Origin of the sequence: Microbacterium rhizomatis (assembly GCF_008710745.1) — a bacterium.
GTDB classification, from domain to species: Bacteria; Actinomycetota; Actinomycetes; order Actinomycetales; family Microbacteriaceae; genus Microbacterium; species Microbacterium rhizomatis.
In genome coordinates this window covers 44542-60246 of record NZ_VYSA01000004.1, presented here as the reverse complement: position 1 = coordinate 60246, position 15705 = coordinate 44542, and the positions used below count along the sequence as shown (strand labels likewise).

Annotated in this window: 13 protein-coding genes and 2 pseudogenes; 10 read left to right on the top strand and 5 right to left on the bottom strand. The window is 65.0% G+C overall.

The genetic code is table 11. The annotated features are described in order from the left end of the window. Positions 1-10 precede the first annotated feature (10 nt). The 9 genes from F6B43_RS16160 (at position 11) to F6B43_RS16120 (ending at position 9370) form a co-directional block, all read left to right on the top strand. Positions 11-829 carry a CoA-transferase gene (locus tag F6B43_RS16160; protein ID WP_150450038.1) on the top strand — a complete coding sequence of 273 codons (819 nt, stop codon included), beginning with the start codon at positions 11-13 and terminating at the stop codon, positions 827-829. 48 nt (positions 830-877) lie between these two features. Further along, positions 878-1684 carry a citrate/2-methylcitrate synthase gene (locus F6B43_RS16155; protein WP_170285697.1) on the top strand — a complete coding sequence of 269 codons (807 nt, stop codon included), beginning with the start codon at positions 878-880 and terminating at the stop codon, positions 1682-1684. Between the two features lie 5 nt (positions 1685-1689). Continuing rightward, positions 1690-2712, top strand: a complete 1023-nt coding sequence (locus F6B43_RS16150; protein ID WP_150450036.1) for a 3-keto-5-aminohexanoate cleavage protein — start codon at positions 1690-1692, stop codon at positions 2710-2712. Between the two features lie 72 nt (positions 2713-2784). Next, positions 2785-3807 (top strand): LLM class F420-dependent oxidoreductase, encoded by a 1023-nt coding sequence (locus tag F6B43_RS16145; RefSeq protein WP_150450035.1) that lies wholly within the window; start codon positions 2785-2787, stop codon positions 3805-3807. 30 nt (positions 3808-3837) lie between these two features. Then, positions 3838-5148 (top strand): acyl-CoA dehydrogenase family protein, encoded by a 1311-nt coding sequence (locus F6B43_RS16140; protein ID WP_150450034.1) that lies wholly within the window; start codon positions 3838-3840, stop codon positions 5146-5148. Next, positions 5145-6233 (top strand): acyl-CoA dehydrogenase family protein, encoded by a 1089-nt coding sequence (locus F6B43_RS16135; RefSeq protein ID WP_150450033.1) that lies wholly within the window; start codon positions 5145-5147, stop codon positions 6231-6233. Before F6B43_RS16140 ends, F6B43_RS16135 begins: the two co-directional genes overlap by 4 nt. A gap of 12 nt (positions 6234-6245) precedes the next feature. After that, the gene (locus tag F6B43_RS16130; protein ID WP_150450220.1) at positions 6246-7022 is read left to right on the top strand and encodes an electron transfer flavoprotein subunit beta/FixA family protein; all 777 of its coding nucleotides are present in this window, start codon (positions 6246-6248) and stop codon (positions 7020-7022) included. 9 nt (positions 7023-7031) lie between these two features. Next, positions 7032-7979, top strand: a complete 948-nt coding sequence (locus F6B43_RS16125) for an electron transfer flavoprotein subunit alpha/FixB family protein (protein WP_150450032.1) — start codon at positions 7032-7034, stop codon at positions 7977-7979. Positions 7980-8422: 443 nt separating this feature from the next. Next, complete coding sequence (locus F6B43_RS16120; protein ID WP_246160011.1) at positions 8423-9370, top strand: cytochrome b/b6 domain-containing protein; 948 nt, start codon at positions 8423-8425, stop codon at positions 9368-9370. A gap of 568 nt (positions 9371-9938) precedes the next feature. Here F6B43_RS16120 and F6B43_RS19935 read toward each other — a convergent pair. The 3 genes and pseudogenes from F6B43_RS19935 to F6B43_RS16110 form a co-directional block, all read right to left on the bottom strand. Further along, a complete protein-coding gene (locus F6B43_RS19935; protein WP_246160010.1) occupies positions 9939-10190 on the bottom strand; it encodes a hypothetical protein in 252 nt (83 codons plus the stop codon). 37 nt (positions 10191-10227) lie between these two features. Beyond that, positions 10228-10548 (bottom strand): annotated as a pseudogene (locus F6B43_RS20125) (transposase); the annotation flags it as partial. Then, positions 10493-11137, bottom strand: a complete 645-nt coding sequence (locus tag F6B43_RS16110; RefSeq protein ID WP_150450030.1) for an IS110 family transposase — start codon at positions 11135-11137, stop codon at positions 10493-10495. The pseudogene F6B43_RS20125 and the gene F6B43_RS16110, both read right to left, overlap by 56 nt. A 412-nt stretch (positions 11138-11549) precedes the next feature. Here F6B43_RS16110 and F6B43_RS19930 point away from each other — a divergent pair. After that, a pseudogene (locus tag F6B43_RS19930) lies at positions 11550-11947 on the top strand (SDR family oxidoreductase); the annotation flags it as partial. A gap of 317 nt (positions 11948-12264) precedes the next feature. Here F6B43_RS19930 and F6B43_RS16100 read toward each other — a convergent pair. Then, entirely contained in the window at positions 12265-13278 is a 1014-nt protein-coding gene (locus tag F6B43_RS16100; RefSeq protein WP_150450029.1) for a Gfo/Idh/MocA family protein, read from the bottom strand. After that, positions 13275-15704 carry a glycoside hydrolase family 2 TIM barrel-domain containing protein gene (locus F6B43_RS16095; protein ID WP_246160008.1) on the bottom strand — a complete coding sequence of 810 codons (2430 nt, stop codon included), beginning with the start codon at positions 15702-15704 and terminating at the stop codon, positions 13275-13277. The genes F6B43_RS16100 and F6B43_RS16095 overlap by 4 nt, the downstream gene beginning before the upstream one ends. Position 15705: the final 1 nt, after the last annotated feature.

Sequence of the window (15705 nt, the reverse complement as noted above, 5' to 3'; positions counted from 1 at the left end):
GGACACGCACATGCAAACCACGGTTGAGACTGATTTCGGCGCCGAGACTGATGTCGCCGCACCACACGAGATAATGGCGGCCGCGATCGCCCATGGCCTGCTCGACGGGCAATGGGTCGAGGTGGGAGCGAATCTCCCGGTCCCTCGTGCCGGCGCACTCCTCGCACATCTCACTCATGGTCCCAACATGACCGTGATGATCGCGATGACGAAGGCCTACCTCCGCGATGAGCCGGTCATTGACGAGTTCGAGTTCATCACCGACGTGCGCGCGATGCGCTGGGCGGAGGCGTACTACCAACACGATCAGCTCCTCAACAACCAGCGCCATCGTGCCAACGGCGTCTTCTTCTGCGGGGGCCTGCAGATCGATGCGTACGGCAATTCCAATCTGATCGGCATCGGCGACGACTATCGGAAACTCCGGTTCCGTGGTCCCGGCGCGATCGGCACATGCAACGCCACGGTCCAGGTAGGGACATGGCATCTCGTCACGATGTCGCACGATCCGCGCACACTCGTCGAGCGGGTCGACTACGTCTCGGCGCTCGGATACGGACGCGGGGAGCGTGACCTTCGAGAGAGTCTCGGACTTCAGAATCCTGGTCCGACATCGATCCTGACACCCCTCTGCATCTTCGACTTCGACGAGAACACCCGTCGCGCGCGCCTCAAATCCCGACACGCCGGCGTCGAGGTCGACGAAATCGTTCAGCGCACGGGATTCGAGTTCGCGATCCCGGACAGCGTCCCGATCACGGACGGTCCCACTCGAGCCGAGCTCACACTCCTGCGGACCAGGATCGATGCCGGCGGTGCGCTGCGATGACGCCTTGGGGTAGCTGCGTGGCAAGTGTCCTGCAGAGAGGAGCGAAGGATGTCTGAGTTTCGGACCCGGGTCAGTGAGGTGACCGCCGGCGTCGTAAACCTTCGGGGCTACTCGCTCGAGGACGTGATGCGCAGCCTCACATACACCGAGGGCGCATTTCTGTCGCTTCTGGGCCGGCTGCCGTCGGCCGCAGAGACGCGACTGTGCGATGCGATCCTCACCAGTCTGCTCGATCACGGCTGGGTGGCCTCCACCATCACAGCGGCGCGGTACATCGCGTCCGGCAATCCGCAGATGATTCCAGCGACCGCCGGAGGGCTTCTTGCAGCGGGGAGCAACACCCTCTCTCCCGAGCATTCGTACGCACTCCTGTCCCACGCGCAGATGCTGCGAGCGGAGCACGGTCTGGATGCGAAGGGGGCTGCCGAACTCATCGTCGCCGAGTACGCCAGCGATCGCCGTCGCCTGCCAGGCTTCGGGCACCCTGTCCACAAGTCCAGCGACTTTCGGGCAGAGATCATCTTCGACCTCGCCGAAGAGCTGGACCTCGCGGGCGAGGGGATAGCGCAGTATCGCGCCTTGCTGATCGCGTTCGTCGCTTCCACGGGCAAGACAGGCATTCCGATCAACATCGACGGCGGCATGGCTGCCGTGGGCTGGGACCTCGGATGGTCGGCGAACCAGACCGTAGCGTTCGCAGTCTTGTCAGTGCTTCCTGGACTGATGGCTCACGTCGTCGAAGAGATCGATGACGGGAAACCACTTCGCTACATACTCGACGGCGAATACATAGGAGATGCCCTACGTCCGTTGGGCATCTCCGAGCTGCTCCCCATTGCACCTAAGAGAGGCTGAAACCTATGACCGAGAACACCGTCAACTGGAGTCGAGTCGCCGAAGGCGTCGAGCGGGCGAAGGGTCGCATGATCTGGAAGCCGTATGGTCTCCCAGAGATCATCGACCCCGAGAACTCAGCGTTCCACAGCGGGGGAATCCAACCCGCGTGGGACATCCCGGACAAGATCATCGTGCAGCCGGCTATCACCGGTGCCTTCTTCACCAGGCACGCGAACCCAAATCAACCCATCACGGTAGATGAGATTCGCGAGCAAGCGCGGGCCTGTCTTCTCGAGGGGGCGAGCGCGATTCATCTTCATGTGCGAGACGACAATGGATACAACACCCTCTCCCAGGAGCGCTTCGAAGCCGTGGTTGAACCATTGCGTGAAGAGTTCCCCGATCTGTCCGTTGACGGATGCTACGTCACCGCCCTGGAGGGCGAGTGGGACGAGATGAAGCGCTGCCTCAATGCCAACATCCTCGATGGTGTCCCGGTCAACACCACCGCGGTCTACAACGGAGATTCGCTCTTCGCAAAGCCGGTGCCGCTGCTCCTGGAGAAGACACGGCTCATCCTCGAGTCGGGGTCTACGCCAATCATCGCCACCTACACGGACGCCGATGTGAACAACGCGGACAGGTACCTTTTCCGCAGCGGTCTGCTCGGCTCCGGTCAGATTTGGTGCGTGCTTCCTGGGCTTCCGGGGTGCAGTCCGATGGAGAATCCCCGGCAGATGATCGACGGTCTCATGCGCTTCACGTCGCTCATCCGGGACGTGGATCCAGAAGCGAAGATCCTGGTGTGCGCGGCGGGGCGCGCCTCGATCTATCTCGCAACGGTCGCGGCCACACTCGGCCTGCACATTCGAGTAGGTATGGAGGACACCGTCTGGAAGTGGCCGCACAAGCAGGAGAAGCTCTCATCAAACCTTGAGGCCTTTCGGATGGCCAAGCAGATTGTCGAGGCGCTCGGACGCGAGGTCGCCACGCCCGCCGAATATCGACAGATCATGGGACTTGCGCCCGCAAGATCCAAGGTCTAGCACCCTGGCCAGAGGTCTCCTCGTGGCTGCTGGGCGCGGACCCGACCGTGCGATGTCGAAGGGGTCTTTCAATTGAAACTGGGCATCAGTCTGGAAGCCGACGGAGTTGAGGTCCCGGATGCGGTGGATACCCTCCGCATCGCCGAGGACCTCGGCTTCGACTCAGTCTGGGTGGGCGAGGCGTATGGCAGCGACGCCGCCAGCGCTCTGGGCTATCTAGGTGCCACGACCCGCCGGCTTCGCATTGGTAGCGCGATCATGCAGATGCATGGACGAACTCCCGCGATGACGGCGATGACCGCGATGACACTCGATCGACTGAGCGGTGGACGGTTCAACCTGGGTCTCGGAGTGTCCGGGCCACAGGTCGTCGAGGGATGGCACGGTGTGCCTTACGGTTCGCCGCTCACGACGACCAAGGAGTATCTCGACATCGTTCGACAGGTCATCGCCCGCGAGTCCCCGGTGACGTACGAAGGACGTCGCTACACCTTGCCGTTCAACGGCGATGGCGCGACGGGGTTGGGGCGTGCCCTCCGGTCCAGCATCGATCCACTTCGAAAGCGGATCCCGATCTATCTGGCAACGCTGGGTTCGAAGAGCGTGGAACTCACCGGCGAGATCGCGGACGGCTGGCTGCCGATCTTCTACTCGCCGACACAAGAGGATGCGCTATGCGGTGCACTTGATCGGGGGATCGCTCGACGACCATCGAATGCGGGCAGCCTCGAGATCGTCGCTTCCCCGCAGATCGCGATGGGTCCTGACATCGACGACTGTCGTGATCGCCTCCGTCCGATGCTCGCCCTGTACATCGGCGGGATGGGTGCCAGAGGCAAGAACTTCTACTTCGACTTGGTCAGCTCGCTCGGCTACGGGAGCGACGCAGTACGCATTCAGGATGCCTTCCTCGAAGGGCGCAAAGCCGAGGCTGCGTCGCTCGTGCCAGATCGGCTGATCGACGAAGTCGCTCTCGCCGGGCCACCCGAACGCATTGCCGAGCAGCTCGAGGTCTGGAAGGCCTCGAGAGTTGACACGCTCTGCGTCCGCACTCGCGATGTGCGCGTGCTCGCGGCACTTGCCGCGTTGATCTAAGCCGAACTACTCGATAGAAAGCAGGAGTCCATGGGAGGCGATTGGCCAGAGCTCTACCCCGACCTGGGACCAGAGCTTGCGTCGTTTCGGACCGAGGTTCGCGAGTGGATTTCTTCTGCAGCCCCGGCAGGACTCGCAGAACTCACCAACTGGTACGACGGCTCCACGGTCCTGGCCGGATCCAATCGCGACGTGCATTCACTCGCCAAGCGCTCCGAACTCTATCGCCAGTGGGAGCAGGCGCTTCTCGAAGAGGCGCTGATCTACCCCCACTGGCCGAAGCACGCCGGCGGGAAAGGATGGTCGCACGTCAAGAGCTCGGTCTTCGCGGAGGAGTGCCGACGAGCAGGTGTTCCTCGCGTTCGCCGCGGATTTTCGGCAGACCTCGTCGGATCCGCCTTGCTGGGGCATGGAACTCTCGCACAGCAGGCGCACTTCTTGCCGCGAATAATCTCCGGACTCGATCGATACTGCCAGGGCTTCTCTGAGCCGAACCATGGCTCGGATCTGGGGGCCGTCGAGACATCGGGCGTTGTCGAAGGCGATGAGATCGTGGTGAGCGGCCAGAAAGTGTGGACGTCCGCGTTCGCCGACGCGAACATGATCTTCGTTCTGTGCCGCACCGACTCGGCCGCGCGCCGGGGGGAGGCGCTTTCCTTCGTGCTCTTGCCGTTCGGCGAACAGAACAACATAGACGTTCGCGGCATCCGACAAATGACCGGCGCTGTGGAGTTTGCGGAGGACTTCCTCGACGGCGCGCGCGCGCCGCTGTTCAATGTGATCGGTGGTGTCGGCAACGGCTGGTCTGTCGCGATGGCCACGCTCAGCACCGAGCGCAACGCCGATCTGCTCGTCTCACATCTGGGGTACACCGAGGAGTTCGATGCTGTGCTCGATGCGGCACGGAAGCGGGATGTCATATCAGATCCGCTCATCCGTGACCGGCTCGTGCGCGCATACATGGATACTCAGGTTCTTCGCGCTCAGTCGTTCGTCGCAATGACGCATTCGGTGACGAACCACGAATCGCACGTCTTGGGCATGGTCGCAAAACTGCAGGCGAGCGAGTACGCCGTTCGACTGGGGGAGCTCGCCGTCGACATCGGGGGCGCCGGGGGTATCGTGCGCCCAGGACGCGATTCGAGTGAGGCACCTCCGTTCGAGGATGACTACGCCGTGGACCGATGGCAGGATCTGCTCCTCACGAGTCGAGGGGCGACCATCTTCTCCGGTGCGAACGAGATCCAACGCAACCTCATCTCGGAGCAGCTGCTTGGTCTCCCCCGCGAGACCAGAGGCAGTACTGATCCTGCTCGCTCACCGAAGGGCTCTGCCGGATGAACATCACCGAATCAGCCGAGGTGACGGAGCTCCGCGGAGTGCTGCGGAGGCTGCTTCTGCGAGACGCTGCAGCCGATAGCCCCGTCATCCGCCGCAGCCCGCGGGTTTGGGACACTCTCACACAGGAGATCGGCCTGCTCGAGGTATTCGCGGATCCAGGCGCTCTCGACGCCATCGGCGAGGCGATGCTTGCGAGTGTCCTCTGTGAGGAGATCGGACGAGCACTCGCGCCGGCCCCACTCGCCGGAACGATCGTGGCGCTTGGTGTGCTCCGGCGGTGCCAACCCGCCACAGACGACATCGTCTCGAGCATTGTTTCCGATCACCGTACAGCGGGCGTGGCTCTGGCAGATCGAGCGATCAACCTCGAGCCCGGAATCAAGGCCTCGACCGGCGCGGAGGGCTGGCACGCTTCCGGAGAAGCCGCGCTCGCAATGACCGCCGACCAGGCCGACGTGCTGGTCGTGCCGGCCGCATCAGAAGCCGGGGTCGTCCTCCTTGCAATCGACACCTCCCATCCGTCCGTGCGTGTCATCGCTCGTCCCACGCTCGATGGAACGAGAGCGTTCGCTGACTTGGTGCTCGAGACAACTCCCGCGAGACTCATCGCCGACGCCGGAGCGGCATCCACGATGGTTGACTTCGCGTACGACCGCACTGCGCTGCTGTTGGCTGCCGAGGCGCTTGGTGGAGCCCGCCACTGTCTGGAGATCACACTCACACATGTGAAACAGCGATCGCAGTTCGGTCGTCCGATCGGCTCGTTCCAAGCAGTGAAGCACCGCCTTGCAGACCATGCGGTCGCGATCGAAGCGACTGCGTCTCTGGTCGCTCTTGCGGCCGCGATCGCCGACGACCCCGATGCCGACCCTGCGCAGATCAGTGTCGCGGCGAGCGTAGCCAAGGCTCACTCGTCTGAGACGTTCACCGCCGTGGCTGGAGACTCCATCCAATTGCACGGAGGCATCGGGTTCACCTGGGAGCACCAGGCGCACCGGTACTTCAAGCGCGCTCACGTCACAGCCCGCTACTGGGGATCGGCAGCGTCGCATCGTGCGCGAATCGCCTCGATCATGGGATGGTAAATGGTCGAGGATCTGAAGATCGTCGTGTTGGTCAAGGAAGTCCCCGACACGTACGGTGACCGCAAGCTGAGCCTCGAGACGGGGATCGCGGATCGTGCGGCCGGAGAGGCGGTGCTCGACGAGATCGGCGAGCGGTCGCTCGAGGTCGCGTTGTCGTACGCCGATGCGCATGCCGACACCGAGGTTGTGGTGCTGTCGATGGCGCCGGAGTCGGCGACCGCGTCGGTGCGCAAGGGGCTCGCGATGGGTGCGGGTTCGGCGGTGCACGTAGTCGACGAGGGTCTGCTCGGCGCAGACCTGGGGCTGACGGCTGAGGTGCTGGCTGCTGCGCTGAAGCACGTCGGGTTCGATCTCGTGATCACCGGCAACCAGTCGACGGACGGGTCGGGCGGCGTGCTGCCTGCGATGCTTGCGGAGCTGCTCGACGTTCCTGCGGCGCTCAACCTGGTCTCAGTGCAGATCGCCGAGGGTTCGGTGTCGGGGGTGCGGGCGACGGATGCTGGCACGGCCGAGGTGTCGGCGGAGTTCCCCGCGGTGATCTCGATCACGGAGGCGCTGCCGGATGCCCGGTTCCCGAACTTCAAGGGCATCGTGGCGGCGAAGAAGAGGCCCTTTGATACCCTGTCCCTCGCCGACCTGGGTGTCGAGACCGAACCCCCTGCGGCGTCCCGCTCGATCATGATCGCGCTGAGCGAGAAGCCTCCGCGTCAGGCCGGGGTGAAGATCGTCGACGAGGGCGACGGCGGGCGGAAGCTCGCCGAGTTCCTCATCCAGAACCGGCTCGCATAGGTGGATGCCATGACTTTCGCTGAAGACTCGATCCTCGTCCTGCTCGACCTCACGCCGTCGGGCGTGCTCGCCAAGTCGTCTGCCGCGCTGCTCGGCGCGGGTGCGTCGGTGGGCAGGCCGGTCGCGGTGGTCTCCGATGATTCGCAGGCGACGGATGCCGCGGCCCTTGGCGCCGCGTCGGTTGTGGTCGCGCCGGGCGATCGGGTGGACGCGCTCGCCGCCGCCGCGGCGCTCGTGAAGCCCGACGCGATCCTCGTGTCGCACTCGATCGAGGGCCGCGAGGTCGCCGGCCGCTTCGCGGCGCGCACCCGCTCAGGCCTCGCGGTCGACGCGATCGGTGTCTCGCGCGATGACGAGGGTGTGGTCGCGAATCACTCGGTCTATGGAGGTGCGTACAACGTCGACTCGGCCGTGACGTTCGGACCACCCGTGATCACGGTCCGCCAGGGTGCTGTCGATGCCCGCGCCGAGGCGGTCGACTCTCCCGATGTGCACACGATCGAGGTCGCCGCGACCGAGCGCCGCACGGCGACGGTCGGAGTCGTCGAGGGAGCGGTCGCGGTGTCGTCGCGACCGGAGCTGCGCGGGGCGGCGAAGGTCGTTTCCGGTGGTCGTGGGTTGGGTTCGGAGGAGAAGTTCGCTCTGGTCGACACCCTCGCCGACGTGCTGGGTGCTGCGGTCGGGGCATCCCGTGCCGCCGTGGATGCGGGCTACGTGCCCCAGTCGTACCAGGTCGGTCAGACGGGTGTGTCTGTGTCGCCGCAGCTGTACGTCGCGCTGGGCATCTCGGGGGCTATTCAGCACAAGGCGGGGATGCAGACGGCGAAGACGATCGTCGCGATCAATAAGGACGCGGATGCCCCGATCTTCGACATCGCCGACTACGGCGTCGTCGGCGACCTGTTCACTGTCGTCCCGCAACTGATCGCCGCGCTCGAGGCGAACAAAACCAAGTAAGGGATCAGCGGATGGCGACGTTCGGCACCCAGGTGCGCCGCGGGCTTCCCCGGCGTCCCAGCGGCGACCCCTGGCCACCGGCCGGCGACGCACCCGTGGCTGAACTAACAGTCGCCCCGCGCGAGAATCCGACTCCAATTCGGCCGCACGGCCACCTCAGATCTTTTGGAGGGGCCACCTCCATTGCGAACACCGACTTCGGACCCTCGGTTGCACAGAGGGGGCTGCGCCGAGGACTACCGCGCATCGTGGGCGGTGATCCATGGCCTGCTACCGGCTTCGCGGTCGCTTCGACCTCGAACGACGTCGAGCGACCGAGGACTGCTGAGGTAGCACCTTCCGTTCCTGTTGTCGATGTGTCGTCACCGTTGCCGTTCCCGCGGACGGTGTGGCCGGGGGTGGCGGCGCGGGCGTTCGAGCGTGAGCGTCGCGTGGATGGCCCGGTGATCACCAAGACGGAGTCGGAGCGGGTCGGGCCATTCACGAAGCTGCAGTGGGCGGGGATCGTCGTGGTGGTCGGTGGCGGCCTGCTGTATGCGGCGGCGATGGCGGTGCTCGCGGTGCGGTGGCTGCTGTCGACGCGGTGGGGTGTGGAGTTCCTGGCTCAGTTCCCCGGCGAGTATCACCTGCCCGCGGGTGCGCCTGTGGGGTTCCCGGCGTGGTTGGGGTGGCAACACTTCTTCAACGTGTTCCTGATGGTGCTGATCATCCGGTCGGGGCTGCAGGTGCGCACCGAAAAGCGCCCGACCGCGTTCTGGTCACCGCGCACCAACGGGAAACGCAAGATCAGCCTGAACCTGTGGTTCCACCAGTCCCTCGACATCCTGTGGATCGTCAACGGCGTCATCTTCGTGGTGCTGCTGTTCGTGACAGGACAGTGGCTGCGGATCGTCCCAACGTCGTGGGAGGTGTTTCCCAACGCGATCAGTGCCGCGCTGCAGTACGTGTCGCTGGACTGGCCAACCGACAACGGCTGGGTCAACTACAACGCCCTCCAGCAGCTCGCCTACTTCACGACCGTGTTCGTCGCGGCACCGCTCGCGCTCATCACCGGGGTGCGGATGTCGGGTATCTGGCCCAAGAACGCCAAGTCCCTCAGCCGCATCTACCCGGTGGAGTGGGCGCGGGCCGTGCACTTCCCGGTGATGCTCTACTTCGTGCTGTTCATCTTCGTGCACGTCGTCCTGGTGTTCGCGACCGGGGCCCTCCGCAACCTGAACCACATGTACGCCGCGCAGGGCTCGGTCGACCCGAACGCGTATGGGGACAACTGGGCAGGGTTATGGATCTTCAGCGCCTCGATCCTCGTGATTGTCGGCGGCTGGGTCGCCGCACGCCCCCTCACCCTCGCCTCCATCGCGCGGTTGTTCGGCAACGTCGGGAGAAATTGACATGCCAGTCATCCAAACCACACAGCCGATTGCAACCACCGCAGCCCTCTTACCACTGGTACGCGGCAACAGAGCGAGCACCGTCGCGGCGGCTGCTCGCAAACTCGGCGGCCAAGTGAGACGCCACAACGACTGACCTCTAGGCGAGCGAAGATTCGACCGCTGACGTGAACGAACTGCTGGAAGTGTGCAACGACCAACGACGGAGGACAGCTGATGAGGTGGACGGCCGAGATGATCACGGCCAAGGAGGATCACGGATCCGCGCTCGCGTTCGGCCGAGAATTGCACCTGGACGCCGGTCACGGGCGTTCGCGGCCTCCCGCTTAGCTTTCACGTCATTAGTCAAGGAGACGTCCGGGCGCGAATGGTCGGCCCGGGCGCGTGATGCGTCCAGGCTGCGGACTTCGAGGAACTGTGTCCGTGTGGAGGCTGGGCCGCCGATAGGTCGGCAGGCTGATCAGGCGCCGTGATGCGGCAGGCTTTCGTATTCGCCGTGGGAGGCGGCCCATTGCGGACGGGCGGCAAGCTAAAGTTGCGCCGTCGAGCGGCATAGCAATCGTGGCCGTCACCGTACGCGGCTGAGCCTCCTTCGACGGTACGCCTGTTCATCGAAGGGTTCTTGGGTCACGAGCATCCGGTAGACAAGGCGGCACGCGTTCCGGGCCAGCGCGACGCGCGCTTGGATCGGAGCCATTCCGCGGGTGCGCAGCTCCGCGTTGCGTTCGGCGAAGGCCGACGAATACATGGACAGTCCCCACGCGATGCCCATGAGGGCATCGCGATGCTCGGCCAAACCCTTGCCGGGAGATGCGTCCACGTCGTCGTAGTGTCGCGGACTCGTAGAGCGCCGGAGCGAGACCGGTTGCCGAGTAGAGGTGTTCAGCGTCGGGGAATCGTGCGATCGGCAGGCTGTGCGCTGCAAACGCGGCCGCACGGATCGGGCCGACGCCGGGCAGGGTCGTGAGGACTTGTCCGGCGCTCGGTGCGAGCAGCAGGGTGATGTCGGTCTCGAGGACCGCGATGTCCTTTTGTAGGTCTCGGTAGCGCTGCAGGTCGCGGCCCAGCCGTGCTACCCGTGCCTGTGCGTCTGGCGGCGGGGGGAGGCAGCCGCGCCACCGGTCATGCCAGTACTGCGCGGTGGGCGTTGTCAGCCGGCCCGGTGCACGAGTGATCAAGGAGCGGATCGAGGGTGGCCGTCCCGCGAACGCGACCGCGCAAGCCAGGACGGCCTTGTCCCGTCGGTGACTCGATCGGTAGCGCGCGACCGTGCGAAGCCGGCGCTGACAGGCCAGGGACGAGAGCGTTGAGGTGGTCGTGGAGGCGCTGCTGCGCCTTTGTCCGGTCAGCGATGAGTCCCCGCCGGTGCCGGACGATGGCGCGCAGTTCGTCCACGGCTGACTCCTCAGCCTGTGCTCGACCGGCGCCCTGCCGAGCCAGATAGGTGAGCGCGGCGCAGTCCCGGTCATCCGTTTTGAACCGGCCAGACCCGAGCTGGGTGCGGGCGGCCTTTGTCTCCGACGGGGCGAACAACCGCACCGAACCCGGATGCAACCGCTCCAGCTCAGCAGCCCACGCCTGATGCAGGCTTCCGGTTGCCTCGATCGCGATCACCACCCGACCGCGTCCGGCCGCGTGACCATGGACGGTGCGTTCCAAGCCCTCGATCCCCGCGCGCGAGACCGGCATCGAGACGGGGTCTGTCACCAGACCCTGCCCGTCACTGAGCCAGACGCGGTTCATCACCTTGCCCGGGTCGATCGCCACCACGAGAGTCGAGGGCGCCAGGGGCGCTTGCAGCAACGTTGCTGACCTCCTTACCGCCGAAAGGGCGATCGAGGCCGCGTCACCAGCGGCACTCGCAAGTGATCACGGCAGGCCATCGCCTCGACGGCCCATCCTCAGCCTGCGCTCGTCGATGTCAATGTCGTTCATGCTCGCTTCGCTGCGCGTGCTCCACATTGACATCTCCCACGCTTCGGCAGTGGCTGGCCGCCTATCGAGGCGATGCCCCACTCATGACCTATCAGCAACTGGTCGCTCTCAGTCAGGGGCAGGTGTCCCAGTCGTTGTCGACGACCTGGTGCTGCAGGCCAACGGTGGGCAGATGCCCGACGATGAGCCCGCAGCAGAGTGGACGGAGTCCATCACCGCACATCGCTTTCAGGGTCAAACGGTGATCGTCAACGTCGCCTCCGAGGCTGGCTTACGGGGAAATGCCTCGGGTAACGCGTACACCGTGTCCAAGCACGCCGTCATCGGTCTCACCCGATCAGCGGGCTTCATGTACGGCCCGCACGGCACTTGCGTCAACGCGGTCGCCCCGGGGGGGGGGGGGGGGGGGGGGGGGGGCACCGGCATCCCGATGCCGGCGAACGTGTCTGAGTTCGGACGCCGGCGACTTCAATCTTCCAAGGTCAGATTCCTTCGATCGCGACAGCAGATCGCCTTGCCGCGTCGATCACGTACTTGCTTTCGGCCGACAGCGTCAACATCAACGGCGCGATCCTCGCGTCCGACGGTGGGTGGTCGGTGCGGATCAAAGTTCCGGTGCGAGAACCGAGTAAGCCGAAATGACTTGCGAGCGGTCGCGAACGCTCAGCCCCCGCCAGCGAGCCGCCCGGCGGCTGGCGAGTTCGTGACCTTCTGAGCAGGGGCGTGGACGGTCCGGGTGCCGTGGCATGTGACAGGGCTGATCCCAGTGCAGGTTCCCGATCGACCCTGCGATAGACGCCCTTGGTTCCGCGATAGTCTGCGGCAATTCGGGGGTGGCTCGCCCGCGGTACTTGCGGATTCCTACGATTGTCTTTCTGCCGCTTAGGAGCATCCCCCTTGTCGTTAGAAATCGCCTCTGCTTGCCACTCCTGCCGTGGAGGACAATTGGACCGCGGCGATCACCTCTGCAGTTGGCCGTTTGCTCGATTTGCCTGAGGCCTATGGCGAGCACGCGTTTCGTCGATTATCCCGAGCACGGCCACTGTGTCGGCGAGTGTGTGCTGGGGGTGTTCGAGGCGTCCGGCGGCGATCGTTTCGGCGACGGATTTCAGCATGGGGACGAACCCGTGCCCGTCGCGGGGGATTCGGATTTCTTGGACGTCGGGTAGAGCGTCCCAGGTCATTCGGGTGAGTGTGGCGTGTTCCGGCGACCAGAAGGCCGGGTGGATCACGATCCATCCTTCGGTGCCGTTGATGGAGGCGGTCAGTTCGAGGAATTCGACCATCGACCAGGAGAGTTGAGCGAATCGTCCTTCGGGGTAGGTGATGGTGAGGTGTCCGGTCAGGTCGACGCCGTCGGGACGTACCGTGCCGCCAGCTGTGAGGTTGAGGGCTTCGCCGAGGAACATTCGGGCGAGAGTTATCGGGTAGATGCCCTGGTCTAGGAGTGAGCTGCCGCCCAGATCGGCACGCCATCTGCTTCCTGTGTCGGTGGGGAAGGGAAGTCCGAACGACGCGCGGACGCTGCGAACCTCACCGATGGCGCCCTCTGCGATGAGTTGTGTGACTCGGCGGATAACCGCGTTGAATTTCGTCCACATGCCTTCCATCAGGAAGACGCCGGCGTCGGTCGCAGCATCGGCCAGCTCTTGTGCCTGTGCCGCGCTCATCGTCATGGGCTTTTCGACGAGCACGTGCTTGCCTGCATAAATGGCTTGGAGCGCGAGCGCGTGGTGGGTGGCGTGCGGGGTGCCGAGGTAGACCAGGTCCACGTCGGTGTCGGCGAGACAGTCTTCGTAACTCCCGTACGGGCGGGCGTGTCCTCCTGCCGCATCGCTGAATGCTTGCGCCCCTTCGAGGGTTCGCGATGAGACGGCGTACAGTTCAGCACCTGGTGTGATCGCGAGATCGCTTGCCACCTGTCGGGACACTTCCCCGGTGCCGACGACAGCGACGCGAAGTGGTGTGCTCATGAGGGGTTCACCGTCACCTGAACGCGCTGCGGGGCGTGACCGCCGGCGGTCACCGTGACGACGACTTCACCGCTGCCTGTCGGGCGCAGGATCGCTTGCGCCCGACCGTCGAAGGTGTGGTGACGCGTGGTGAGGTAGGACGCGGTGGTCTGCGGGTCCGCGTTGCCGAGGCCGATCAGTTCAGCCGGGCCCTCGACCGTTGCTTCGATCTCGCGGTCGACGTCCGGCCAGACGATGCCCTCAGCGTCGGTGAGAGAGATCTGGATGTAGGCGAGGTCATCGACGCTGTCGCTGATGTTGATCCGCTCGGCAACTGCTCGCAGTGCGACGTCGCCGCTGGCGGATCGGAGGACGTCACGCCCGGTCTCGATTCCGTTGGTGGACGCGACGGCGACCAGTTCGCCCTGGTCAAAGGGCACGTGGAAGGTTGCGCAGTAGCCGGCCTCCTGGCCGGCGGGGGAGGTGCCGAGTGAGGTGCCGTTCAAGAACAGTTCGACGGTGTCCGCGGCGCTGTACACGTCGACGGTCACGGGCGTGCCGGTCGGTACGGACCAGGACCATGAGGCGACGCTGTCCGTCCAGGACCAGGGGCCTGTCGATGGCAGCAGCCCATCTGTTCGAGGTTTGTGGACGGCGATGTACGGGGTGGCGCGGAGGCCATAGACGATCTCTCTGAAGTAGGACGCGGGGCGGCGGTGACCGGTGATGTCGATGTCTCCGCACCAGGCGAGCTGCCACGGGAACGGTCCGGATGTGCCGACCAGTGCGCCGCCCTGTTCGGTGTATTCGACCCGGCCGATGCCGGCTTCGCCGAGGTAGTCCCATCCGGTCCAGGTGAACTCGCCGATGACGTGGTTGTTTTCCAGAATGGTCGGCCACGCGTCGTGCAGGCGGGTGGCGAAGGTTTCGGTGCCGATGATGACACGGTTGGGGAAGCGGGTGGCGTCTGATGCGTATCGGCTGTCGCCGTAGTTGAGGCCGGCTGCGTCGACGGCGGCGAAGCTCTCCTCGGTGCGGTGGGTGACCAGGTCGGAGGTGACCAGGGCGGCCATCATTGCGCCCATGTCGGCCATCGCTGCGTTCACGTCCTGTGGCTCGGTTGATCCTCCGCCGATCGCGGGGAGGTTTTTGACGACGGAGACGAGCGGGTTGATGCTGTTCGTGGTGTATCGGGTCGGGTCGAGGCTGTGGACTTTGTCGGCGATGAGACGGCCCTGCCGAGATCCGTGTGGTCGGCCGGTTTCGGGGATCTCGTTTCCGATGGAGTAGAAGATCACCGAGGGGTGGTTGAAGTCTTTGGCGACGAGGGACTCGATGTCCCTTTCCCACCATTCCGGGAAGGACAGTGAGTAGTCGAATGGGGATTTGGCTTCTGCCCACATGTCGAACGCTTCGTCCATCACCAGCATCCCGAGGCGGTCGCACGCGTCGAGCATCTCTGGTGTGAGGGGGTTGTGGGAGCTGCGAATGGCGTTGAACCCGGCCGCTTTGAGGATTTCGATGCGTCGTTCCTCGGCACGGCCGATGGCTCGCGCACCGAGGATGCCGTTGTCGTGGTGGATGCAGGCGCCGCGCAGCTTCACGGTGACGCCGTTGATCCGCAGCCCATGCTGCACATCCAGCTGCAGCGTGCGGATGCCGAAGGCGACAGAGTCGCTGTCCTCCGTCCCGTTCCCAGCGACTGCAACATTGGCACGGTACAGGGCGGGGTTTTCCACGCTCCACCGGTCGGGATCAGCTACCCAGATGCGGGTGCGTGCGACCCCGGATTCTCCGGCGAGAAGTGTCAGCGGCGCGATGCCTTCTCCGACGGGTGTGCCGTCGGGCGCGGTGATCGTGACGGCCGCGGTCACGGTCCGGGTGTGGAGGCTATCGTTGGTCACGGTCGTTTTCACCTGGACGAGTGCGCCCTGCTCATCGACTTCAGGCGTGGTCACCCGAACTCCGTCGAGCGCGATGTGCACCAGGGGTCCGGTGACGAGAGAGACCTTGCGGTGGATGCCCAGCCCGGAGTACCACCGTGAGTCGTGGTGAGCTCGCGCTTCCACCCGGATGACGTTCGGGGCGTCGAAACGCAGGAACGGGTCGAGCCGCACCGCGAACCGGGCGTACCCATTGGGGCGCTGCGCAGCGAACTCGTCGTTGACGAACACCATCGCATCCCGGTACACCCCGTCCAGCACCATCAGGTGGACTGAGTCCGCGTCAGCGGCGTCGACGTCGAGGGTGCGGGTGTATTCGACGGCGCCGCCCGGGAAGTATCCGCTGTGCTCGGCGGACGGTACGTCCGGGGAGCGTTGCATTCCCAGCATCGCATCGTGGGGGAGGGTGACGGGGGCTGGCGCGGCAATCATCGGGTTCATGCCGTCGAACAGCCCCCGCTTGGGGCCGGCGGTCCAGTCCGTGAGCAGGGGGAGCGATCGCAAT